The sequence below is a fragment of the Sphingobium sp. DN12 genome (assembly GCF_051058005.1).
Taxonomy (GTDB): Bacteria; Pseudomonadota; Alphaproteobacteria; order Sphingomonadales; family Sphingomonadaceae; genus Sphingobium; species Sphingobium yanoikuyae.
This window is the reverse complement of record NZ_CP173719.1, coordinates 255811-278126: the sequence shown is the minus strand read 5'-3', so window position 1 is coordinate 278126 and position 22316 is coordinate 255811. Positions and strand designations below refer to the sequence as shown.

Sequence of the window (22316 nt, the reverse complement as noted above, 5' to 3'; positions counted from 1 at the left end):
GGCAAACTCCTGTTTTTCTTGTTGGGATCAGTCGGCGGGCTTGTAGCTGTAGAAGCCTTCGCCCGACGCGATGCCGAGCTTGCCCTTGTCGATGTAGTTTTCCTTCAGCCACGCGGCGAGCGACTGTGCGTGCTCATCACCGTGCGACAGGATGTTGTAGGGGGTGTTCAATCCGATGATGTCGTAGATCTGGAACGGCCCCATCGGCGCGCCGGTGGCGATCCGCCAGACCTTGTCGACATCTTCCGGCTCGGCATAGCCGCCGGCAGCCAGATCGGTGGCCGCGTTCAGGAACTGCACCAGCAGGGAGTTGAGGACGTAGCCCGCTTTTTCCTTGCGCACCGGGATCGGCACCATGCCGATCGCGGAGGAGAAGGCGATCAGGGTATCGAACACGGCCGGATCGGTGTCGTCCGTACCCATCACCTCGGCAGTGTTGAACTTCCAGATGCTGTTGGCGAAGTGCAGCGCCAGGAAACGGTCCGGGCGGCCGGTGAAGGCTTTGAGGTCGCTCGGCAGCAAAGTCGAGCTATTGGTGGCGAAGATCGTTCTGTCAGGCGCGAGCCCCGCCAGTTTCTCGTAGAGCGCCTGCTTGATCTCGAGCACTTCCGGAACCGCTTCGATGACCAGATCGGCATTCGCAACCGCAGCCCCAAGATCGGCGGTGAGCGTGATGCGTCTCGAAGCTTCGGCTGCCTTGCCGTCAGCCGCACCCGTCACCTCTTTCACGTAGGTTTCTACAAGCGTTTCGAACCGATGCCTCGCCTGGTCGAGTGCTTCGTCGCTGATCTCATAAGCGGTAACGTCAAAGCCACTATAGGCGGCCTGGAAGGCGATCTGGCTGCCGAGGACACCGGTGCCTAGCACCGTCACTTTCAGGATGTCGCTCATTCATTCTCTTCCTTGCGTCGGGTTTCATAGAGAAACGGCGCAGCGACTTCGGCGGGCACGCGAACCAGCTTGCCGGTAGCTTTCTCGATGAGCACCCATTGCGACAGGGCCGCGACGAGCGTCTGACCGTTACTGTCTTTGAACTCGACGCACCGGGCGTATCTCGCTCCGCGCGGCTTCCCTTCGACCCAGGTTATGGCAAAGGTCTCTTCGCCCGCCCGGATATTGCCGCGGTAATCGACCTCGTGCCTGAGCACCATAGCAACATAGGTGTCGGCATCCCTCGGACGCGCGGCTGTCAGCCAGTGCGCCACCGACACATCCTGAATCCAGGTCACCCAGACCGCATTGTTGACATGGCCGAGTTCATCGATGTCTTCTTCGGTTGCCTGGAAACGGATATGGAAGCGCCGACGTTCGTCCACTTTTCCAGCCAAGGGCACGCCTGAAGCATCGCAGCCGATCCTGCGGCGTCCTTCGCCAGGAAGGCTCATGACCGGGTGGATGGCGCATCGAGGCCTGCCATCGCGCGAAAGAAGCCGACAAGCATTTGCTCTCGGGGAATAGCGCCTTCGACATCGCCCTGGACCGCCAGTCCCATCCACAGTGCATAGAGGCCGATCCCGGTCTGCAGCGGCGGCAAGGCAGGCCGAAGCGCAAAGCGCCGCGTCAGATCCGCCACAAGTTCTCCGAACAAATGGTGGCAGGCGGCCTTTCCTTCGCGATGCCGTTCAGCGAACGCGGGGTCCCGCCGCGCATGAAGCTGCAATTCGATCGAAAGCAGCGACCAATGCTGTTCGTCAGCCAGCTTAGCCAGCCGCGCCGCAAGCACTTGCAGAGTCGCCTCGATATCATCGCCGGAGCAGTGGGCGACCAGATCGCGCAGAAGCACGACCTCGTCCTGGATATGAGCCTGCAGAATCTCGACCAGCAGATCGTCCTTGCTTGCAAAATTCGAATAGAAGGCCCCCTGCGAATGACCCGCTGCACTACAGATGTTGCGGATCGACATGGCCGCCACCCCTTCTTCCACAATGGACGAATGTGCTGCGGCGAGCAGCTTATCCCGCGTCTGGCGCTGCGTTTCCTTTCGCGTGAGGCGCATGAGCGATCGACCTCCAATTCAGCACGGCATGGAAACCTTTTACCCATGTCGGCGTTCACCGTAAAACCAGATATCACCTGATATCTCGAATGCAACGAAAATCCGGTTCGAAGGATCGCCCTTGGCTGAGACCTATATCCCCTACTCCACCAGCGTCGAAGTGCTCGGCGAAGACGAGGAGCGGCTCACCGCCGAAATCCTCGAAATCATGGCGAGCACCAACCGCAAGGCGTTCGAGCGCCATCGGCATGCGGTGCGCGACGCCCATGCCAAGAGCCACGGGTTCCTGAAGGGCGAACTCGTCGTCCCGGAACTGCCGGAGCATCTGCGCCAGGGGCTTTTCGCTCGCCCGGCCACCTATTCCGTGGTGATCCGCCTCTCATCAGCGCCCGGAGATATCCACTCGGACACCATCCCCGCCCCACGCGGCATGGCGATCAAGGTCATCGGCGTGGAGGGAGAGCGGCTTCTGCCCGACGACCAGGGCCGCAATCAGGATTTCCTGCTCGTCAACATCCCGACCTTGAGCTTCGGCACGATCGGTAAATATCGCCAGCTCATTGGCCTTCTGGAGAAGAATGCGCAGAACCCCGCCTTCCTCCAACGCGCCATGGCCGGGGTGGCGCGTGGCGTGGAAGCCGCGGTCGAAGCGTTCGGCGTCGAGCCCGGCGCGACGCTGCGCGGGCTCGCGCGCGACAACGACCATCTGCTCGGCGAGACCTATCACTCGATGGCGGCGATCCGCTTTGGCGATCACATCGCCAAGATCAGCGCCGCGCCGCTTTCCGACAATGTCCGCGCGCTCACCGGCAAGGACGTCGGCACAGTGGAGGATTCTACGATGCGCGATCTGGTTGTCGAGCATTTCCGCGACCAGGGTGCTGAGTATCAACTGCGCGCCCAACTTTGCGCTGATCTCGACAAGATGCCTGTCGAGGACGCGGCGGTGCTCTGGCCCGAAGAGCTGTCGCCACACCAGCCGATCGCCACGCTGCGCATCCCGCCGCAGGACGCCTATTCGCCGGCGCGGCGGGTCTATGGCGATGACGTGCTGTCGTTCAATCCCTGGCACGGTATCCGCGAGCACCAGCCGCTCGGATCGATCATGCGGGTGCGCATCGCCGCCTATGAGCGATCCACCCGCTACCGCCATGAGATGAACGCGCAGCCGCGTGTCGAGCCGACAAACATTGACGCCATCCCGGACTGACGCACCGATCGACACACGCAATCACGAAAGGAGGCCAGTCATGGCCGAGACCGAAGAAAACCCGCAGATCGACGAAACCCGCCTTCAGGCCATCCGGCGGCGGATCGAGGAAGTGGCCGGCGACGCGCCGCAGCTCGCCAAGCTCGCGCTCGAGCAGATGGTGACGAAGCACAATCCCGACCTCAAGGGCACGGCCGGCTCGGCCGGTCGCGTCGGCGCGCAGTCCGGCAATGTCTCCGAGCTCACCGCCATCGCCAACCTCAAGCCGGGCGGCGCGGACCGGCTGAAACGCATCTTCGGACTCGTGAACGGCAATTTCGACGGGGCGCAGAAGGTCGGCACCCTGCACAACATGCGGTTCGTCTTCTTCGACAACGACACCCGCATCCTGTTCGCCACCGCCTATGACGGCGACTGGGACACCTATATCAACGACTTCGCCACCAAGATCCCTGACCTGATGGATTTGCTCTTCGCCTCGGTCGAAGGCTGGCCGGGCATCGCGAGCCCGAAGGTCAAGGATTTCATCGCCGAACATCAGATCACCGCCGCCGGATGGTTCGTCGCCAACCCGCAGGTCACGGTCGTCGACGTGCGTCGGCTTCAGCGGATGGAACATGCCGTCAACGAATTCCTGGACAAGGTGGGCTGAGCGATGACGATCCTTCAAAAGCTGAAAGAGCGCTTCTCGAGGGACAGCGTTACGCTCGACCTGCACGATATCCAGGCGCTGATCCTGCGAAGCCGGCCGGAGCCCTATGTCGGCATCCATGCGATGCTCCATTTCGACGAGGCCGAGGGCGCGCGCGCTTTGCTGGGCCGGCTCGCGCCCCATATCGCATCCGCCGACAACTGGAACGAGGATCTCGATTTCTGGATAGGCGCTGCACTCAGCTTCGAGGGACTGAAGGCGCTCGGCGTTCCTGAAGCGCAGCTCAAGACATTCCCGCTCCCCTTTCAGCAGGGCATGGCGGCGCGCTCGGAGCAGCTCCGCGACTTCGGACCCAACGCGCCGGAAAACTGGGAGGACGTGTTCAAGCCGGGCAACTGCCATCTCGCGCTGACCATCTACGCGGTCGACGATGCTGCGCTCGACAAGGCGCTGGCGACCGCGCGAACCGAACTCGACCAGAGCAGCGGCGTCACCTTGATCGGCGAGCATCGCTTCGGCGCGCCGGACGGCGCGAAAAACCCGTTCGGCTTCCGGGATTCGATCTCCCAGCCCGCCGTCGAAGGCAGCGGCGTCGATCCGCTGCCCGGCGAGGAACGCGCGATCAAGGCGGGCGAGTTCATCCTTGGATACGAGAGCGAGAACGGCCAGCCGCTCGGCATGCCTGAACCTGCGGCGCTGGGAAAGAACGGCACCTTCGTCGTCCTGCGCAAGTACAACAGCCGGGTCGGCTGCTTCAACGCCTTCCTCAAGGCCCATGGCGAGACGGCGGAGGACCGCGAACGTCTTGCCGCCAAGATGTTCGGTCGCTGGCGGTCAGGCGCTCCACTGACGTTGTCGCCGGATCATGACGACCCGGACCTCGGCGCCGATCCGCAGCGCAACAACGACTTCAATTTCAAGGACGACCCCAAAGGCCGCGTCGTGCCGCTCGGCTGTCATATGCGCCGGCTCAATCCCCGCGATTCCGAGCTGACACTGCTCACCGACGTCAACATTCACCGCATCATCCGCCGTTCCTCGACCTTCGGGCCGGTTTATTCCGAGGATGTGGCGCCGAAAGACGATGCCAAAGGCGATCGCGGCCTGTTCTTCATCTTCATAAGCGCGCGCGCTTACGACACGATCGAGTTCATGCAGCAGGAATGGATCAACCGCGGCAATTTCGTCGACCTCGGCGAGGAGCGCGATCCAATCGTTGGTCTGCATGAGGAGGACGGCCGGTTCACGATCCCGCAGGCGCCTGCGCGCAAGCGCATCGACGGTGTGCAGACCTTCAATGTCATGAAGGGAGGCGAATATCTGTTCATGCCAAGCCTATCGGCGCTTAAGTGGTTGGCAGAACAACGCTAAAGCTATTCACCTGATTGTCGGTTGAGATTTGAAGTGTGCAGAGTGACCCGGAAAGTGCGGGGCTGTGCGGAAGGTTAAGTGAGTGGGAGTTGAGTTTCGGCAAGGCTGGGGATGGTTGGTCCTTGTGGCGCTTACGATTTCGACGACCGGCGATGAAATCACGTTGCTGACGTTGATGTTCCGCACTGCCGAGAACGCATCCGGCTATGCGGTGCCGACGCTGCTGACCGCGGAGCTGCTACCCGGTCTGATCGCCGCACCCTGGGCGGGCCGCTTGATCGACCGCCGGGAGGCGGCCCGCATTCTGGTCATGGTGTCAGTTCTGCAAGCGGGCGTGATAGCATTTATCGCCTATTATCCCATGTTCACGCTCGCCGGGGCCGCGCTGTTGAGCGTGCTGTTCACGATCAGCAGCGCCGCAACATTCGCGTTGATTCCAGTGCTGGCGAGCGGCTTGGAATGACCTCGCACTCGCCAATTCCCTTATGGAAATGGTTCGCAGCCTTGGAATGCTCGCTGGTCCAGTCGCTGGGGGCGTACTGGTGGGATGGATCGGATCGCGCAATGCGCTTTTAGCCGATGCCGCCAGTTATGCCCTTTTGGCCCTCGTCGTGATGGCGAGCAGGCTTCGCCGCAAGCCACAACGGGACGATCAGGAGGAAGAGACCCTGTTCGCGGACTACCTGCCGCTGCTCCGCAATCGACGGTTGATGGTGGTTACGGGTGCGCTCAGCCTCGAAGTGTTTGCGACCGCCATAGCCGACGTTGCTTTCGTGTTTCTCGTGATGGTGACGCTGGGAGCGGGCCGACCGCGTTTGGAATGCTGACGGCACTATGGGCGGTTGGGATGTTGATCGGCGCTGGGCTGGCCGAAAGGGTTATTGGCCATAGGGTCGGACTGGCGGCGTTCGGCACGGCCGCTGTCATGGGCGCGACCATGCTGTGGATCGGCCTTGCGCCGATCGGGCTGGCAATCGTTGCCGTCGCCTTCATCCTAGGCGGCGGCGCAAACAGCATCCACAACGTCGCTGTCCGAACCTTGTTCCAGTCGGAATGCCCGCCCGCCGATCATGGCAAGGTCGCCGCGATCTATGGTGCGGTGACACGCACCGCCGTAATCGGCGGCTATGTTGCTGGCGGCTTCTTTTTTGTGCCGAATGATGCGCCAACCGCCTATCTCGTGGGCGGCCTGCTGGGCGTTGTCGCGGGCTTAGTCGGATGGCGGATATTCAATCGTAGATGGAGCGCAGCACCAATCAAAGCATCGACGCGCCAAGATTGACCTGATTGTCGTGCCCCTCCGCTAACGGCTATACCAATCAGGTGGCGTGATTGAGGCGCGGTGCGGAACGGACACGATAGCGACGCCCTAATGATGTAAGGCAGAAAATATATGACCTTTCAGTTTGATCCATCATTCGATGCAGAATCACTCCACATGCCGGGAGATTCTTTGATCGAATTAGACCAGATAGAGAGTTCATTAAGGATATTGCTGCCCTCTGAGCTTCGTGATTTATTTATTGAATTCGGATCAGCGATAGTTTTCAATAAGGATGTTGAATTTCCTGCGGAAAAATGCGCCTATTCCGAAGATTCAGGAAGAATTGGCGTTTCAGTTATATATGGCCCTGCTGACGGAAGCTTAGGAATAATTCGCATAAACGAACAATTATCCATGCAGATTCCAAAAACATCTGTGGTTTTTGCGGAAATCGGTCTGGGTAATATGCTGTTAATTGACAGAATTGATGGAAAGATATCCGTATGGCTGCACGATGAAGCTCTGCCTTCTAGGGCGATAACCCCCGTATACGACAGCTTTCATGACTTTATCGATGCACTGGTAGCCTTCGATCCTCCTCCCCTGCCCAGTTTAAAGGAATTGGGATTGGACTTGAAAGCGATGGGGATAGAAGAGGAGTAGCTAGATGTTACGGTTCGGCGCTGACGGAAACCACATCATTGGCGGCGGCTCGGCCGGCTGCGTCATGGCCAACCGCCTTTCTGCTGATTCGGATAAAGCTGTCTGCCTCATCGAGGCGGGGCCGCGCGATCGCAATCCCTTCATTCACATGCCGCTTGGCGTCGGCGTCATTGCCCGCACGGGATGGGTGAACTGGAACTGTGAGACCGAAGTCGAGCCTCACCTTAACAACCGGCGGCTCTATTGGCCGCGCGGCAAGACGCTGGGTGGCAGCAGCTCGATCAATGCAATGGTCTACATTCGCGGCGATCGGGCGGACTATGAGGGCTGGGGGGCGGCCGCCGGAGCTGACTGGGACTGGCCGCGCATGCGCGAGCTTTTTATCGCGCTCGAAAACAATCAGGCTATCCACGACGAGCATCATGGCAATGCCGGGCCACTTTGCGTCTCCAATCTTGGGCGAGTGAACCCACTTACGGAAGACTTCGTCGAAGCTGGGGTGGAACTGCACTACCCGCGAAATCCCGACTTCAATGGCGTGAGCCAGGAAGGCTTTGGTGTCTATCAGGTGACCCAGAAAGACGGGCAACGGTTCAGCACGGCGCGAGCGTTTCTCGATCCGGCTCGCTCGCGCAAGAATCTCGCCATCGAAACGAACGGCCTCGTCGAACGGATACTGTTCAAGGACCGTCGCGCCATCGGGGTCCGCGTCGGCGGCCGGGACCTGCTGCTGCGCCCCGGTGGAGAGGTGATCCTTTCGGCTGGCGCGGTCAATTCGCCGCAGATTCTGATGCTGTCGGGCGTCGGCTCGGCGAGCGAACTCAGGCAGCATGGCATAGAGATCGTTCTGGATGCGCCCGAAGTCGGAGCCAATCTCGCCGATCACCTCGACTATACGGCTGTGGCAACCACGGCCGATCGCGAAGGATTTGGGGTGGCGCCCAGTTTCCTGCCTCGTGCGATACGCGGCGCATGGAGCTATTTCCTTCATCATGAAGGCGAATTGACGTCAAATGCCTCGGAGGGCGGCGCTTTCCTCAAATCCGACGCCGGCCGGGAGCGGCCCAATCTTCAATTCCATTTCCTGCCGGCGATCCTGCGTGACCTTGGCCGCAAGACAGCCTTCGGCTACGGAATGACCGTGCATGTCTGCGACCTTCTACCGAAGAGCCGCGGCAGGATCGGGCTCAAGATCGCCGATCCCACGGCTCATCCGCGCATAGAGGGCAATTATCTCAGTCATCCCGATGATGTGGGCGTCTTGCTGAATGGCGCGAAGCTAGCCCGCAAGCTCCTTCATGCGCCGGCGCTCGCCCGTCACTTGCGCGAGGAGGTGCGACCGGGACCCGCGGTCCAGACCGACGAGGCTCTGATCGACGACATCCGCGCGCGCGCTGAAACAATCTATCATCCGGTAGGAACATGCCGCATGGGCAGTGACTCGGCATCCGTGGTCGATCCGGCAGCCCGTGTACGTGGCATTGACGGTTTGCGCGTGGTCGATGCATCGATCCTGCCGTCGATCGTGTCGGGCAACACTAACGCGCCTACCATGGCGATCGCGGAAAATGTCGCGCAAATGATGATCCGGCCTTGAGGAAGAATGGCGATGAGGTTCAGTTTCGTATTGGCAGCCATGCTGCTACTTGCAGCATCTGCGTCCGTCGAGGCACAGCGCGCTTCTTTCGGAGTGTGGAAGAATCCGCAGGACAGCGTACATGTGCGAGCCCAGCCGTGCGGAAGCAGAATGTGCGGGGTCGTGGTCTGGGCAAGTGACAAAGCCAAGGCGGATGCGCGGCGCGGCGGGACAAACGATCTGGTAGGTCTGATCCTGTTTCGCGATTTTGTTCCTGAAAAGAAGGGCGTGTGGCGCGGCAGTGTTTTTGTACCCGACATCGGCCAAACCTTCTCTGGAACAATCACCACGCTCGACGATCGGCGGATGGAGGGAAAGGGGTGCCTGACAGGGCGGATCATGTGCAAATCGCAGATATGGACGAAAGTGAACTGAAATCCGTCCAATCATCGTCTGACCGAGAGCGGCAAGCCAAGGATTTTAATAAGACACATCAAAAGCTTCTACGATAAATTGAAGAGGCGCGGAGCAGGAAACGGGCATGGCGACAGCGATGTGTGCAGCCGCCACGGGATCAATTCGGCGACGGGCATGCGACTTGGTCAGCGTAAGCAGGCGGATAATCCGTTATTGATCGTCGCGGCCAGAAGACGGTCCGCTGCGGCAGCGGCTGCACGAACAGATTAACCTAATGGAAATCACACGATAAGCGCCCCGCCTGATGCGCCCGACGACACATTCCGCCGCTAGCAGGCATCCCCCCGGAAATTCCAGCAATCTACGCACGCCCAAAATCCGTAGCGTCCGATAAACTCTGCCGGAAAGGAGGACTGTCCCACAACAAGCTATCAGGGGTTTTCCGACATGCTTATAGGCTACATGCGCGTCTCTTCCACAGATGACCGGCAATCGGTCGATCTTCAGCGCGATGCGCTGATCGCAGCCGGCGTCGATAGCCGGCATCTCTATTCCGACAAGGCATCCGGCGCTCGCGAGGACCGGGCGAGCCTGCGGGCCTGCCTCGAATATCTCGCAGCCGGCGATACGCTGGTCGTGTGGAAACTGGATCGGCTCGGCCGCTCCCTGCCGCATTTGCTGTCGATCCTGACCGATCTCAGGGAGCGTGACGTGTCATTCCGGTCATTGACCGAGCAGATGGACACGGGAACGCCGCATGGCGAGCTGCTGTTTTCGCTGTTCGGCGCGCTGGCCCAGTATGAACGGGCATTGACGCGCGAGCGCATCATGGCAGGCCTTGCGGCCGCCAGACGGCGCGGGCGCTACGGTGGCCGCCCGCGAACGATCGATGCGGAAAAGCTCGATCAAATCACCGCCGCCCTTGCCGGTGGCGCTAGCAAGTCGTCGATCAGCCGCACGTTCAACGTGCCCCGATCGACCCTCGCAGATACGCTCGCGCGGGCCGGATGGCTCAAACCGCCGCGCCTTGCGTAACGACAAAAACATAATTATATTTCCGTAATGCCATCCATGCGCTTCTCCTGGCATCCGGCCAAAGCCGAGAGCAATCTGAAGAAGCACGGCGTCAGCTTTGCGATCGCTACTCGTGCGTTCACAGATCCTTTCGCGCTGAGCGATCAGGATCGGATCGAAGGTGGCGAGCGACGATGGCAAACCTTGGGCCTCGTGGAAGGGCATCTGCTCCTCCTCGTGGCCCACACTGTCGTCGAGCAAGACGATGACGGCGAGTATGTGGAGATCATTCATATCATTTCGGCTCGAAAGGCCGATCGAACGGAAAGGCGACGTTATGAAGAAGAAAGACGCTGATACCGTCCGTTTCCAACTCGATCCGGACAATCTGCCGCCGTTGACCGAAGCGCAACAGGCCGAACTGGATGCCCTGCAGGCGATGCCGGATAGCGGGATCGACTATAGCGACTCTCCGGCGCTGACAGAGGATTTCTGGCGGAACGGGCAGCGTGGGCGCTTCTATAAGCCCATCAAGCAGCAGGTGACGGCACGCCTTGATGCTGATGTGCTCGCCTGGCTCAAATCGCAGGGTAAGGGCTACCAAGCCCGCATGAACGCCATACTTCGCCGTGAGATGCTGGCGACCGCCAGAAGGCAGGAAAAGCCACGTTAATTTAGATAGTTAGGCTATCGGTTATCGTGATATAGTCGTACATGGATTTACCCCAGAAAGCGTTTGGCAAGTCGGATCAGACGCGCTGCCCGGCCCGAATAGGGAGGAAAGACGAGAGGCAGAGCGGAGAAGCGGTTCTGGAGAACGGCGCGCTCATGACTGAAAGTCCGGAACCCGTGATGGCCATGTGCCGCCCCGATCCCGGAATTGTTCACACCGCCGAACGGCAGATGATCGTGGACGTATTGGACGATGGTAAGGTTGACGCCTGCACTGCCGGAAGTCGTGGCCGCCAGGATATGATCCACTCTCGCCCGGTCACGATCGAACACATAAAGCGCCAGCGGCTTGGGTCTTGCGTTGATCCGACCGATCACGGTTTCAATGTCATCATAGGTCAGGACCGGCAGGACGGGACCGAATATCTCCTCATGGTCGATCGCCGCCTCGGGAGCGATCGCTTCCAGCACTGTGGGCGCCAGCGCCCTTCCCTGCCTTTCGCCGCCGACAATGATCCGCCCGCCCGTGGCCAGGGCATCCGCAATCAGGTCCCCCAGTCTGTCCGCATGGCGATCATTGACGATCCTTGCGAGATAGGGGCTCGTCATGCCCGAACCATAAGCGGCGGCGATCCGGCGGCGCAGCGCTTCCACGAACCGGTCGCGGATCGAAGCGTGGACGAACACATGATCGGGCGCGATGCAGGTTTGACCGGCATTGGAGAATTTGCCGAAGGCGATCCAACTGGCGGCCGTCTCTATGTCGGCATCCGGTCCCACGATCGTGGGCGACTTGCCACCCAGTTCCAGCGTAACGGAGGTCAGGTGGCGGGAGGCTGCCTGCATTACGACTTTCCCGACCTCGGGGCTGCCGGTGAAGAAGATATGATCGAAGGGCAGCGCGAGCAGGGCCTGAGACATCTCCTTCCCGCCGAGGGCGACGGTAACCAAGTCTGGCGGAAATGTGTCGGCGATCAGCCGCGCGATGACGCCCGAGGTAGCAGGTGTCATCTCCGAAGGCTTCAGGATAGCGCTGTTGCCGGCAGCAAGGCAGGAGACAAGCGGCCCCAGGCAGAGATTGAATGGGTAATTCCAGGGCGCGATGATAAGGCACACGCCGCGTGGCTGCGGCACGATCCGTCCGGCCGTGCCGAAACCGATCAATGTCGGTCCGACATGGACTGGCCGCATCCATCGGCGCAGATTACGACGGCTGTGGCGGATTTCCTGCATGACCGGAAGAATTTCCGTCAGAAACACTTCGGCCTCCGGCTTGCCGAAGTCGATCGCCATGGCCTGGACGATCTCCCCTTCGAACTTTCGTATGGCAGCCGCGAGGCGCGCCAGCGCAGCGCGTCTTTCAGCAAGGCCAAAGCGCATCCGGCGCTCGTCCGACATTGCCTTTTGCGCGGTGAAGAGCATTTCCACCGGGCGGCCATCACAGGGTTCCTGCGAAATCGAATGGCTCTCTTCAATCATTTCATTCTCGTCGAAAACATGACCTTCGCGCGAGTCTTACGAGCGCAAAAGCAATAGGGAACTACACGAACATGTAGTATCGACCCGACATGGGCCTGGGAACCGAATGGACTCCAACGCTGCTTTCGCGACTGGCGGAAACGGCACTTCGCCGTGTGGAATTGACCGCGCGCGTCAGCCTGCTGCGCGCACCTTGCGGCTACGGCAAATCGGCGACGCTCGCGGCCGGTTGGAAGGAGGCGGCGGACACTGGTCGCCCGGCGCTTTGGGCAAGTCTTGCAAGCGACGACACAAAGAAGGGCACCCTGCGTCGCCTCGCCTTTCAGGCCGGAACCGCCGCGGACATCGAGTCCATTCTCCAATGGATATGGCATCAGGACAGGCCCGGGATTATTTGCCTCGATGATGTTCAGGAAGCGCCGCATCTCGAAACGCTGACAAGAGACATGATGGATGCTCTTCCCGATGATTGGCGAGCGGTCCTTGCAACCTCCGCCCCCTGGGGATTTGGCGTCCTCAACGCTGACTGGCAGGAAGTCGGCCCCGATGCCCTGGCCTGCCGCGCCCAGGATCTGAAGGAATTGATCCGGGTCCCTTCAGCCCTCGACCGGATCATATCGGACACACAGGGTTGGCCCGCATTGTGCCGCATCGCGGGCCGTGTATCCTACCGGATGCTTATGGCCCGAGATCATCTGTTATCTCGATCAGATGGTGTTGGCGCCCTTATCGCCCGCTCTGCGCACATGGCTGAAAAAGGCGGCATTAATCGCTCCCCTCGATGCCGAAAGCCACGATTTTGCCCTGCGCGTCCACGACGGCGCGCAATGGATCGCACGTGCGCAACGCGAATGCCTCCTATTGAGGCCGGACAGTGACGGAATGTTTGCGCTCAATCCGGCGCTGCGACACCATCTTGCCTTGAGCGGACAGTCGCAGCTTCGTTCCTCTCCAAGCCATCTTCTAAAACGTGCGGCTTTTCATCACTGGCGCGCCGGCCGGCCAGCGCAAACGATAGCGCTTTCGCTGCGGGCCGGCGATCCGGCCTGGGCGCGGGGGCTGGGCGGTGAGATCGTCATGGATGTCGCCCTGCGACAAGGCCGTATCGATGAGTTGGCCCATTGGCTCGAGGGCGTGCCCGACACAGCGTTGCTGACCAATCCCATGGCTGGCCTGGGAAAGATATGGGCCCTTTCCTTCCAGCAGCAGCAGCATGCAGGGGCGACGCACCTTTTGAAGTTGCTGTCACGCACGGATGCGCATGAGGAATTGCTGACGCTGCTCGGTGCGACGACAGCGGCGCTGAGGGACGATGTCGTCCGGGCGGAAATGCTCTGCCGGCAATGGCTCGAGCTGCACGCCCGGGAAAATCCGATGATGAAGGCCTCCGCCCTGGCCTGCCTCGCGAGCATCGTGGCGAGCCAGTCGAACGCGGCCGAGTTCGCGGCACTACGTCCCCTACTGGATCAAGCCTGTGCCCTGGCCGATCAGGGCTTTGCCCGCGACTGGGCAAAGATTGCCGAAGTGCTGCTCCTGCTGACGCAGGGGCAGATCATTCCCGCACGAAATAGGATCGACGCGCATCTGACGGATATGGTCTCCCCGGTCGCCGAGCAGACGCTGAAAACATTGCGCCTCGCTGTGCTGGCCGAAAGCGGCGTGCCTCTGGCAGAACTGGAATGGCCGTTGCTTTTCTGCGACCAGATCGTCGACGTCCGCATTCATACGGCACGGGCCATATTACGGGCCGCTCGTCTGGCCGGAGATGCGGACCTCTGCGAAAAAATCCTGACCGAACTGGACGTGAAAGCCGTACGCGACCACATGCCGCGACTGCAACTCATGGCCGATATCCTGACTGCGGAACATGAAATCGCGTCGGGTCGATCGGTCACCATCCCCAATATTCCCAGGAACGACGCCATCACTTCGGCTCACCTCGCCATTGCGGACGTCGAGTGCATGCTTCTGTCTGCGACGCGGGCGCTTGCCGACGGGAAGGATCACCTCGCGCGCCAATTGACGGACCGTATCCTGGCCCGCATCCGCAGGGCAGGATGGCAACATATCATACTCAAAACCCTCATGCTGCGTTCGGTGCTGCATCTACGTAAAGAGGCGCTGCAACTTTCCATACGGTCAGCGGAAGAGGCCTCGGAAATTCGCGACAGCACAGGACTGAAGGAAACAGCGCGGGAGTTCCGGAATATCCTGGAGCATATTCACGCGGGATGGGCCGTAAAGGCGAGGTTTGATCGGTCCGCAGCACAACATCACTTGCCGAGTTCACAACATACCGAAGGATCCGACCTGTCTCGCCGCCAACTCCATATCCTCGGCCTGGCGCGGGATGGTCTTACGAGCGCGGAGATCGCCAACATATTGGGTATCGGCGAAGATGGCGTAAAATGGCATTTTCGCGCGATCTTCAAGTGTCTCGCTGTCAACAGGCGCACCCAGGCCGTCGCCACGGCGATACAGCGCGGTCTCCTTCACTAAACGATCTCCCACGTCACAAATAGAGGCAGGCATGCTGTTGCGCGGCCTCCCGCAAGGCAAGATCAGCAATCCATTCTTAGTCGACTCTCGTTGCCGCCCTCGCCAGCATGAGATCCACGAGAAAGTCCAGAAGCTCTCCGCTTGCGACCTCGTGCGGTTCGAGCAGGCCCTGGAACATGCTTCCCTCGTGGACAGCCAGGATCAGTCGCGCGATGCGCGGGAGGCCCCGGGCAACGATGCGGGAGTCCTCGCGAAGGATGTCGGCGAGCGCGCCCTCGATGATGGCGAGGATCCGTCCTTGCCGTTCGGCATAGTGGCTCGCCATGGCAGGATGGCGTAGGGCATAGAGGCCGAACTCGGCCTGGAGCAGATACCAGTCCCGATCGAACGGATAGCTGGCGATAAAGGCCTTGAGGAAATTGTCGGCCGTCGAGCCGGGCATGGACAGGGCGCAAGCGGTCGCCTCCTCCAGCCTCGACTGCAAGCGCTCGATCACCCGGTCATAGAGGGCGAAGAACAATTCGTCCTTGGATCGGAAGCTGGAATTATAGGCCCCCCGGCTCAGACCGACGCGCTCGCAAATATCTTCCTGGGTGGAGCCATGGAAGCCACGTTCGGCGAAGGCCTCGAGAGCGCCATCCAGGATGCGCTCCCGGGTCTGCGCCCGGGTCGGGCGCGTTCGTGCCGGGCGGCGGCTCACGGGATCACGGGCGGGAGCATTTCGATACAAATATGTATTGAGTCGGTTGGATGTCAACGTTACCGTGCGGGAGCAGGAGACGTTCTTCATGACCTTGCGATGTTCGATGCTGGTTGCCGCGCTGGCGACTGCGGTCTGTCAGGGCGCGCAGGCGCAAACGATCGACAGGCTTGATCTCGATTATCGAAGCGCCCAGGCGAGGCTGCTCGAGCGGTCGGACGCGATCCAGGGCGCCGACGCCGATGTGCGCAGCAAGGAGGCCCAGAAAGGCTCCACGAGCACGTTGCGGCGTCCGACCGTCGAGTTCGAAGGACAGATGATCCGCTATCAGAAAACCCTCTATCTGCCGCTCGGCCCGCTGGCGGACGTGGCCCAGGATTATTCCATCTCTGACCCCCTGCGCTTCGAGATCGAGCGCACCAGCACCCGGCCGATCGTGACGGCGACGCTGCCGCTCTATTCCGGCGGCCAGATTCCCGCCGCCCAGGCGGGCGCCGCGGCGCAACTGGGACAGTCGCGCGCCGAACGCCAGATCGTCATCGACAACGGTCTGTTGCAGATGACCCAGCTCTATTTCGGCCAGCAGTTGCTCGAGCGCGTGCGCGATGTTCGCCGTGATGCGCTTGCGGGATTAGAGCGGCATGTCGCGGACGCCCTCAAGCTCGAACAGGAAGGGTTCATAAGCCGGGCCCAACGCCTCCAGGCGCAGGTAGCGCGCGACGACGCCGCGCGCGAACTGGAAAAGGCGCAGGCCGATCTCGCGAGTGCGCAGGTAGCGCTTGCCGGCGCGCTGCGGGCGCCGTCCGGCGTCGATCCCGTCTCCCCGATCTTCGTCATCCGTCAGCCGCTCCGTTCGCTCGACACCTATGTGGACGCGGCCCTGCGCGCCCATCCCCAACTGGATCGGCTCGGCGCGCTGGAAGACCAGGCTGAAGCGGGGGTGGCCCTTCAGCGCGCCAAGCTCCGGCCTACGATCTATGGCTTCGCCCAGTATAATTTCGATCGGCGCGACACGCTGTTGACGGATCCCGACTGGTCGATGGGCGTGGGGCTGCGCTACACGCTCTTCTCCGGTGTGGGCCGCTCGCAAGCGGTGCAGGCCGCGCGGGAAACGGTGACGCAAGCCAATGCGGGCCTGCGCGAAGCCCGCACCCAGATCGAAATCGGCGTCACGCGGTCCTGGAACGATGCGGAAGCCGCGCGACGGCGGTTTGAGCTGACCGACACGGCCATCACTGCGGCGCAGGAGAATCTGCGGGTCCAGACCCTCGGCTATCAGGAGCAGCAGACAACCTCGCTCGACGTGATCGATGCGCAGCTCGGTCTTGCCCGCTCCCGGATCCAGCGCGCCCAGGCCGGATATGATTTCGTTGTCGCGCTCGCCCAGCTTCTCCACGTCAGCGGTCAGATCGCCACATTGCCGGACTATATCGACCAGGGTGAAAGGGTCACGCCATGACCGCCACATCGGAAACCCTGGTCACCCCGGACGAGACGGCTCCGCCGGTTCCGACCGGGCGGAAGCGCAAGTTGCTGCCGCTCATTGCTTTCCTCGTCGTGGTCATTCTCGGCCTCGGTCTCTGGCTGGCCTATCGCCCGGTTCCCGATCAGCTCCAGGGCATGGTCGAGGCCCGCGAACTGCGGATCACGAGCAAGGTCTCGGCTCGGATCACGGCCTTTCATGTCGAGGAAGGCCAGCCGGTGAAGACGGGACAGCTGCTCTATACGCTCGACAGTCCCGAGGTCGAAGCCCGCTCCGAACAGGCCGGCGGCGCGCTCGCCGCCGCGCAGGCGAATGCGGACAAGGCCGATGAAGGCGCACGGCCGGAGGATATCCGGGCTGCCGAGGCCCAGTGGCGACGCGCGCAGGCGGCGGCGGACCTCGCCCAGACCACCTATCAGCGCACCGAGCGCCTCTTTGAACAGGGTGTGCTGGCGGGGCAGAAACGCGACGAGAGCCGCGCAAACGCCCTGGCCTCCAATGAAGCGGCCCGAGCGGCGCGCGCGCAATATGATCTGGCGCTGGCCGGGGCGCGGCGACAGGATCGGCAGGCCGCGAGCGGACAGGTGCGCCAGGCGCGCGGCGCCCTGGCCGAAGTCGAGGCGGCCGAGAAGGAAACCCGGGTGTTCGCGCCGTCGGACGGTGAGATCGGACGCAGGCTGGCGCAGTCGGGCGAACTCGTGCCGCAGGGATTTCCCGTCTTCGTCCTGACCGACATCGATCATCCCTGGGTGACGCTCACCCTGAGAGAAGATCAGTTCAGTGCGATCCGCCGGGGACGGGTCCTGACCGGCCGCATACCTGCGCTCGGCGATCGTTGCGCCCAGTTTCGGGTCTTCTACATCGCGCCCGCCGGCGATTTCGCGACATGGCGCGCGACCCGCCAGTCGAGCGGCTTTGACGTGAAGAGCTTTGACGTGCGCCTGTCGCCCGTGTCGCGGGTCGATGGGCTGCGCCCCGGCATGACGGTCCTGTTCGACTGGCCGCAATGATCCGGGCCTTCGTCGATAGCGCCCGGCGCGAAACCGCCTTCCTGCGCGGCAGCGTCTGGGATCTGGCGCTGGTCACCTGGCTGCCTCTGCTGCTGCTGGCGATCCTCGCGGTCCAGTTGTCGGCAGGCGTCATGCGGAACCTGCCGATCGTCGTGGTCGACGAGGACGGCGGCGGCGTCGCGCGCGACCTCACCCGCAAGCTGGAGGCGTCACCCGGGCTCAAGGTCGCGGCGCGGCCACCGGACATGGCACAGGCCGAGCATCTGGTCCGCTCCAACGCCGCCTATGCCGTGGTCCTGATCCCGCGTGATCTCGAGCGCACCGTGCTGCGCGGCGAGACCGGCAAGATCCTCCTCTTCTACAATGCGAGCTATTCCACGCCCTCGGGTTCGGTGTTGCGTGAAGTCGGCACCGTGGTCCAGGCCCACGCAAAGGCCTTGGCCGGGGAGCAAAGCGCCGCGATCGCCGGTCCCGCGCGTGTGCGGCCGCAGCCGGTGAGCGTGCAGAGCCGGATCCTCTACAACCCGCAGGCCAGTTACGAGCTGCAACTCGTCGCCCTGATCCACCCCGCACTCCTGCACCTGCTGTTCATGATCGCGGTCGTGAGCGCGCTCGGTCGCGAGCTGCGGGACGGGACCATCGGAGCATGGCTTGCAGGGCCTCGAGGCGAGGCGGTCGCCGCCGTCGCCGGCAAGATCGCGCCCTATATCCTCATCTTCCTGCTCTGGGGGGCGCTTGCGACCGGCTATCTCGCGGTCTACCGGGGCTGGCCCGTGCAAGGGAGCGTGGCGATGCTGATGGGCGGCTATCTCGCCCTCTATCTCGCCTATGCGGGCATGGCCTTGTTCATCGTCGGGGCCACCCTTTCCATGGGGCAGGCGCTGTCGATGACCGCCCTCTATGCGGGCGCTTCCTTCGCCTTCGCCGGGGCGATCTTCCCGATCGAGTCGGCCTCCGCCTTCGCCCGGCTATGGAGCGCGCTGCTGCCTTTTACCCGCTTCGCGCGGCTGGTCGCGGAGCAATGGATGATCGGCGCACCCGTGCTCGCATCTCTTGGATCGATCCTGGCGCTGTTTGCCTTTCTCGTCGTCGGCTCGGGCGCCGGGCTGCCGCGCTATGTCTCGGCGCGGATGAGCCCGGAGGTCTGGGGACGACGATGATCGGCCCCGCCTTCCTCGCTACCTTCCGCGCCGTTCTCTCCGACCGCTCCGCCTTCATGCTGATCGTCGTGTCGACGATCCTCTATTCCTTCTTCTACCCTTCAGCCTATTCCGGGGAGGTCGCGGTCCGCATTCCGGTGGCCGTCGTCGATCTCGACGACAGCGGCGCAAGCCGCAGTCTCGTGCGCCGGATCGCAGCGCTCCAGCAGGCCGATCTTGCCGCGCGCCCGGCCTCTCCAGGAGCCGCCCGGCTCTGGCTCGAGACGACCGGCGCAGGGGCCGTGGTCATCATCCCCGAGGGGTTCGAGCGACATATTCTGAACGGCGCCCAGGGCACGGTCGCGCTCTACGGCAACGGCGCCTATCTGCTGCGCAGCAGCACGGCGCTGTCAGGCATCGGCCTGGCGGTCACCACGATCGCCGGCGAGGCGGCGAGCGATCAGGCCATGGCGCAGGGCGCACCCGCCCGCCCTGCCCTGTCGCTCGTTCAGCGCCCGCTGTTCAACACGCGCGAAGGCTATGGCAGCACGGTGTTCCCCGGGGTCGGCTTCCTCATCATTCACCAGACCCTGCTGATGGGCCTGACGATGCTCGCCGCCACCCTGCGCGAGACACTGGGACGCTTTCGTCTGCCCTCGCGCACCCTTATCGGAATTGCCCTGGCCTTCTTCGTGATCGGCTGGGCCGACGTGGCCTATTATGCGGGTTTTGTGTTCTGGTTTCAGGACTATCCCCGCGCCGCCGGCTCTCCTGGCGCCTTGATCGTGGGCGGCAGTTTGTTCGTGGGCGCGACTGTGGCGGCGGCGCTTGCGCTGGCCAGCCTCTTCCGGACACGGGAACGACCCCTGCAACTGTGGATGGGCACGTCGCTCGCCATCTTCTTCCTCGCGGGTCTCTCCTGGCCGGCGGAGGCGACGCCGGCCTGGCTGGCGCTCCTCGCGCGCCTCCTGCCAACCACCGCGGGCATTCATCTCATGGTCGGGCTCAATCAGATGGGCGCGAGCCTTGCCGAGCAGACGCGGGAGGTGCTCAACCTCGCCATCCTCATTCTGGTCTACGGAGGCCTGGCCTGGTGGCGCTTCACGAAGATTTCCGCGCCGGACCTTCAGCCTCTCAAGCCTGACTGACGCCTCAATGGAACGAGATCGTCAGGGGCACCCCAAGTGCAACCCTCTCGCCCCGGCCGACGCGACCTTGGCGCAACCCAGGGGGAGGTGTTCGAAGCGGACCTCTGCAGGGCTTCATCAGATAGAGATCACTGAGATGGGGATAAACCGGAGGCTGCCTCGACTATTGCTCTGCTTTCGCCGCCGCGAGGATCGCGGCCTCTACCGGCGCCCAGGTGGGGTCCGCAGGCGAAAGCATGTTGAAGTGGCCCGCATTCTCCAGGGTGATCACCGTCGCCTTATCGCCGGCCGACTGTGCGGCTGCTGCATAGGCTTGCGCGGCTGAAGGCTCCAGCACGACGGAAGCGACCATGAATTGAGGCACGGCCAGAGGCAGCCATTCGATCGGATTTGCCTGACGGTAGCGGCCCGCCTGTGCGTCAGGAGCGCCCCCGAACAGGTTGACGAAGATCGGGCGGCCGCAAATCTCCTTGTCGAACCCGTACAGGGTTCGCAGGTCGCCTGGGCCGTCGATGGCGACCGCGGCGGAAACCTTCAGTGGATCAGCGCCGCGGACCTCGCTGTCGGCAGGCAATCTGGGACGGGCCGCCAGCCACAGGGCAGCGTGGGCGCCGGCCGAATGTCCCACCGTCACCACATGCTTCAGGTCCAGAGGCTGGGTTCGTGCCAGCACCCTCAAGTGATCGAGCGCCGCTCCCCAATCCTGGAAGGTCCCAGGCCACCCGCCGCGGGTGTCACCAACCTGTCGATACTCTATATTCCATGTCGCCACGCCCTTGTCCGTCAAGGCGCTCGCCAACGGCGCCGTGCCTGCCAGTGTCTCATAGCCTTTGGTCCAGCAGCCACCGTGAATGACCATGACGACGGGAAACGGGCCAGGACCTGCAGGCAAGCGCAGTTCACCGATCTGCAGAGGATCAGGACCATAGGCCTCGACGAGCGTCGGAGCGGTGACGGGAAGGGCGTGGAGTTGGGGCGGTCCGATCAGCGCATGTTGGTTATCCGACGGCGTCTGCGCCCAAGCGGTGCTCGTGACAATCAAGACTGTAGCCAGGCCTAATGAACGGTATCGCATGATCTACCTCTTTCATGCATCTTCCCGCTCCGACGTTACCAGCCAGTTCGTCAAATGTGAGAAGACAGCGATTCGTCATTAGATAACATGGTTCGCTATATTCTTTTCGGAAACACCATTCCGTCATCGAGTGGGCAAAGCGATAGATGAAATCCCGTTTCTGGCGCAAAGCATATGGCGGCTATGCGCGATCACGGTAGCCTTGATCATGGAAGTGATACGTCAGGCGACCAAAGAGCTATCTAGATTTCATTGTCGTCGTGAATTGCGGTTTCAGAGGATCGTGGGTTTTATCTCACTTGGCTATCCATGCTTCGACCAGCTTGACCGCATCCTCTACTGTTTTGACCTCACCGGCGGCTTCATCCGGGATAGTGAGTCCGAATTCGTCTTCAAGCGCCATCACAACTTCCAGCACATCGAGACTATCCACGCCGATGTCATCGTAGAAAGACGAAGCAAGGGCAATCTGATCCGGATAGACGCCGAGCTGACGGCTAATGATCCTGAAAACTCGGGGAGCGATTTCTTCCATCACAAAGCCCTCGCGCGGACACTATCGGCTAGGAAACAGGGCAGATTCTCGTAAACTCAATCATCGCAGAGCAACGATATTGTCCTGCGGCCAGTAAATTCATCATGCCTTGCTGAGCATTTTCTCGGCGCTCGTTTTCACAAAATCCGAAATCTGTCCTGACATCATTTTGAGGAACAGCGGTACGCTGACGTCGCCGCGAATCTCGCTATCCTCAATGTCGAGTTGCACCGGGATATTCTGCCCCATCGCCCCGATGACCAAGTGTAGTGCGTAGTCCGATACCCACTCGGAACTGAGCGAACCGCCTCCCGGGATATGCGCTGCCAGCTTGGGCAGGCCGGCCTCGATCCTGCTCTTCGCTTCGATTTTACCAAGGCCGTGCGGGATAACGACTTCCATATCTTCTTTCC

The 22316-nt window shown here is 61.9% G+C and carries 26 protein-coding genes and 1 pseudogene; 18 read left to right on the top strand and 9 right to left on the bottom strand.

Annotated elements, in window-relative coordinates; translation table 11 throughout:
* Positions 1-27 precede the first annotated feature (27 nt).
* Genes ACI6S0_RS26555 through ACI6S0_RS26545 form a run of 3 tightly spaced genes read right to left on the bottom strand, consistent with a single transcriptional unit; the run spans position 28 to position 1996 of the window.
* Positions 28-891 carry a 3-hydroxyacyl-CoA dehydrogenase gene (locus ACI6S0_RS26555; protein ID WP_313326569.1) on the bottom strand — a complete coding sequence of 288 codons (864 nt, stop codon included), beginning with the start codon at positions 889-891 and terminating at the stop codon, positions 28-30.
* Positions 888-1385: an acyl-CoA thioesterase gene (locus tag ACI6S0_RS26550; protein ID WP_004207018.1), complete on the bottom strand. Its 498-nt coding sequence runs from the start codon at positions 1383-1385 to the stop codon at positions 888-890. Before ACI6S0_RS26550 ends, ACI6S0_RS26555 begins: the two co-directional genes overlap by 4 nt.
* Positions 1382-1996 carry a TetR/AcrR family transcriptional regulator gene (locus tag ACI6S0_RS26545; protein ID WP_004207015.1) on the bottom strand — a complete coding sequence of 205 codons (615 nt, stop codon included), beginning with the start codon at positions 1994-1996 and terminating at the stop codon, positions 1382-1384. The genes ACI6S0_RS26550 and ACI6S0_RS26545 overlap by 4 nt, the downstream gene beginning before the upstream one ends.
* Before the next feature lie 121 nt (positions 1997-2117).
* Between ACI6S0_RS26545 and ACI6S0_RS26540 the strand changes: the two genes are divergently transcribed.
* From ACI6S0_RS26540 to ACI6S0_RS26485, 12 genes are all read left to right on the top strand, one after another.
* Positions 2118-3206 carry a catalase family protein gene (locus tag ACI6S0_RS26540; RefSeq protein ID WP_434406017.1) on the top strand — a complete coding sequence of 363 codons (1089 nt, stop codon included), beginning with the start codon at positions 2118-2120 and terminating at the stop codon, positions 3204-3206.
* 40 nt (positions 3207-3246) lie between these two features.
* The gene (locus ACI6S0_RS26535; RefSeq protein WP_004207013.1) at positions 3247-3858 is read left to right on the top strand and encodes a hypothetical protein; all 612 of its coding nucleotides are present in this window, start codon (positions 3247-3249) and stop codon (positions 3856-3858) included.
* A 3-nt stretch (positions 3859-3861) separates the two neighbouring features.
* Positions 3862-5229, top strand: a complete 1368-nt coding sequence (locus ACI6S0_RS26530) for a Dyp-type peroxidase (protein WP_004207012.1) — start codon at positions 3862-3864, stop codon at positions 5227-5229.
* Between the two features lie 124 nt (positions 5230-5353).
* A complete protein-coding gene (locus ACI6S0_RS26525) occupies positions 5354-5692 on the top strand; it encodes a hypothetical protein (protein WP_017503244.1) in 339 nt (112 codons plus the stop codon).
* Between the two features lie 22 nt (positions 5693-5714).
* Positions 5715-6056 (top strand): MFS transporter, encoded by a 342-nt coding sequence (locus ACI6S0_RS26520; protein WP_037490093.1) that lies wholly within the window; start codon positions 5715-5717, stop codon positions 6054-6056.
* 20 nt (positions 6057-6076) lie between these two features.
* On the top strand, positions 6077-6511 hold the full coding sequence (locus tag ACI6S0_RS26515; RefSeq protein WP_025290603.1) for a hypothetical protein: 435 nt from the start codon (positions 6077-6079) through the stop codon (positions 6509-6511).
* Positions 6512-6622: 111 nt separating this feature from the next.
* Complete coding sequence (locus tag ACI6S0_RS26510; RefSeq protein WP_082733396.1) at positions 6623-7156, top strand: SMI1/KNR4 family protein; 534 nt, start codon at positions 6623-6625, stop codon at positions 7154-7156.
* Between the two features lie 4 nt (positions 7157-7160).
* Positions 7161-8753, top strand: a complete 1593-nt coding sequence (locus tag ACI6S0_RS26505; protein WP_161734492.1) for a GMC family oxidoreductase — start codon at positions 7161-7163, stop codon at positions 8751-8753.
* Between the two features lie 12 nt (positions 8754-8765).
* Positions 8766-9167 (top strand): DUF2147 domain-containing protein, encoded by a 402-nt coding sequence (locus tag ACI6S0_RS26500; protein WP_004207001.1) that lies wholly within the window; start codon positions 8766-8768, stop codon positions 9165-9167.
* A 429-nt stretch (positions 9168-9596) separates the two neighbouring features.
* Positions 9597-10184, top strand: coding sequence for a recombinase family protein (locus ACI6S0_RS26495; RefSeq protein ID WP_025290601.1), 588 nt, complete (start codon positions 9597-9599; stop codon positions 10182-10184).
* A gap of 27 nt (positions 10185-10211) precedes the next feature.
* The gene (locus ACI6S0_RS26490) at positions 10212-10520 is read left to right on the top strand and encodes a BrnT family toxin (protein WP_037474511.1); all 309 of its coding nucleotides are present in this window, start codon (positions 10212-10214) and stop codon (positions 10518-10520) included.
* On the top strand, positions 10501-10836 hold the full coding sequence (locus ACI6S0_RS26485; protein WP_004206995.1) for a BrnA antitoxin family protein: 336 nt from the start codon (positions 10501-10503) through the stop codon (positions 10834-10836). Before ACI6S0_RS26490 ends, ACI6S0_RS26485 begins: the two co-directional genes overlap by 20 nt.
* Positions 10837-10883: 47 nt before the next feature.
* Here ACI6S0_RS26485 and ACI6S0_RS26480 read toward each other — a convergent pair whose 3' ends face one another.
* Entirely contained in the window at positions 10884-12257 is a 1374-nt protein-coding gene (locus ACI6S0_RS26480) for an aldehyde dehydrogenase family protein (RefSeq protein ID WP_313326573.1), read from the bottom strand.
* Positions 12258-12403: 146 nt separating this feature from the next.
* Here ACI6S0_RS26480 and ACI6S0_RS26475 point away from each other — a divergent pair, with 146 nt between their 5' ends.
* Positions 12404-13192 (top strand): hypothetical protein, encoded by a 789-nt coding sequence (locus tag ACI6S0_RS26475; RefSeq protein WP_434406016.1) that lies wholly within the window; start codon positions 12404-12406, stop codon positions 13190-13192.
* Between the two features lie 4 nt (positions 13193-13196).
* The gene (locus ACI6S0_RS26470; RefSeq protein WP_434406015.1) at positions 13197-14813 is read left to right on the top strand and encodes a LuxR C-terminal-related transcriptional regulator; all 1617 of its coding nucleotides are present in this window, start codon (positions 13197-13199) and stop codon (positions 14811-14813) included.
* A 76-nt stretch (positions 14814-14889) separates the two neighbouring features.
* Here ACI6S0_RS26470 and ACI6S0_RS26465 read toward each other — a convergent pair whose 3' ends face one another.
* Both ACI6S0_RS26465 and ACI6S0_RS26460 read right to left on the bottom strand, forming a co-directional pair.
* Positions 14890-15333 carry a TetR family transcriptional regulator C-terminal domain-containing protein gene (locus tag ACI6S0_RS26465; RefSeq protein WP_434406031.1) on the bottom strand — a complete coding sequence of 148 codons (444 nt, stop codon included), beginning with the start codon at positions 15331-15333 and terminating at the stop codon, positions 14890-14892.
* A gap of 45 nt (positions 15334-15378) precedes the next feature.
* A pseudogene (locus tag ACI6S0_RS26460) lies at positions 15379-15513 on the bottom strand (TetR family transcriptional regulator); the annotation flags it as partial.
* Between ACI6S0_RS26460 and ACI6S0_RS26455 the strand changes: the two are divergent.
* From ACI6S0_RS26455 to ACI6S0_RS26440, 4 genes are read left to right on the top strand one after another with little or no spacing between them, the layout of a single operon-like run.
* Positions 15458-16972 carry a TolC family protein gene (locus ACI6S0_RS26455; RefSeq protein ID WP_434406014.1) on the top strand — a complete coding sequence of 505 codons (1515 nt, stop codon included), beginning with the start codon at positions 15458-15460 and terminating at the stop codon, positions 16970-16972. The pseudogene ACI6S0_RS26460 and the gene ACI6S0_RS26455 overlap by 56 nt on opposite strands.
* A complete protein-coding gene (locus ACI6S0_RS26450) occupies positions 16969-18006 on the top strand; it encodes an HlyD family secretion protein (RefSeq protein ID WP_004206989.1) in 1038 nt (345 codons plus the stop codon). Before ACI6S0_RS26455 ends, ACI6S0_RS26450 begins: the two co-directional genes overlap by 4 nt.
* A complete protein-coding gene (locus ACI6S0_RS26445; RefSeq protein ID WP_161734484.1) occupies positions 18003-19166 on the top strand; it encodes an ABC transporter permease in 1164 nt (387 codons plus the stop codon). Before ACI6S0_RS26450 ends, ACI6S0_RS26445 begins: the two co-directional genes overlap by 4 nt.
* On the top strand, positions 19163-20293 hold the full coding sequence (locus ACI6S0_RS26440) for an ABC transporter permease (RefSeq protein WP_228221674.1): 1131 nt from the start codon (positions 19163-19165) through the stop codon (positions 20291-20293). The genes ACI6S0_RS26445 and ACI6S0_RS26440 overlap by 4 nt, the downstream gene beginning before the upstream one ends.
* A 163-nt stretch (positions 20294-20456) precedes the next feature.
* Here ACI6S0_RS26440 and ACI6S0_RS26435 read toward each other — a convergent pair whose 3' ends face one another.
* From ACI6S0_RS26435 to ACI6S0_RS26425, 3 genes are all read right to left on the bottom strand, one after another.
* Positions 20457-21368: an alpha/beta hydrolase family protein gene (locus ACI6S0_RS26435; protein ID WP_039996358.1), complete on the bottom strand. Its 912-nt coding sequence runs from the start codon at positions 21366-21368 to the stop codon at positions 20457-20459.
* Positions 21369-21663: 295 nt separating this feature from the next.
* A complete protein-coding gene (gene acpP / locus ACI6S0_RS26430; RefSeq protein WP_004206981.1) occupies positions 21664-21903 on the bottom strand; it encodes an acyl carrier protein in 240 nt (79 codons plus the stop codon).
* 102 nt (positions 21904-22005) lie between these two features.
* Entirely contained in the window at positions 22006-22305 is a 300-nt protein-coding gene (locus ACI6S0_RS26425; RefSeq protein ID WP_313326577.1) for a hypothetical protein, read from the bottom strand.
* Between the last annotated feature and the right edge of the window lie 11 nt (positions 22306-22316).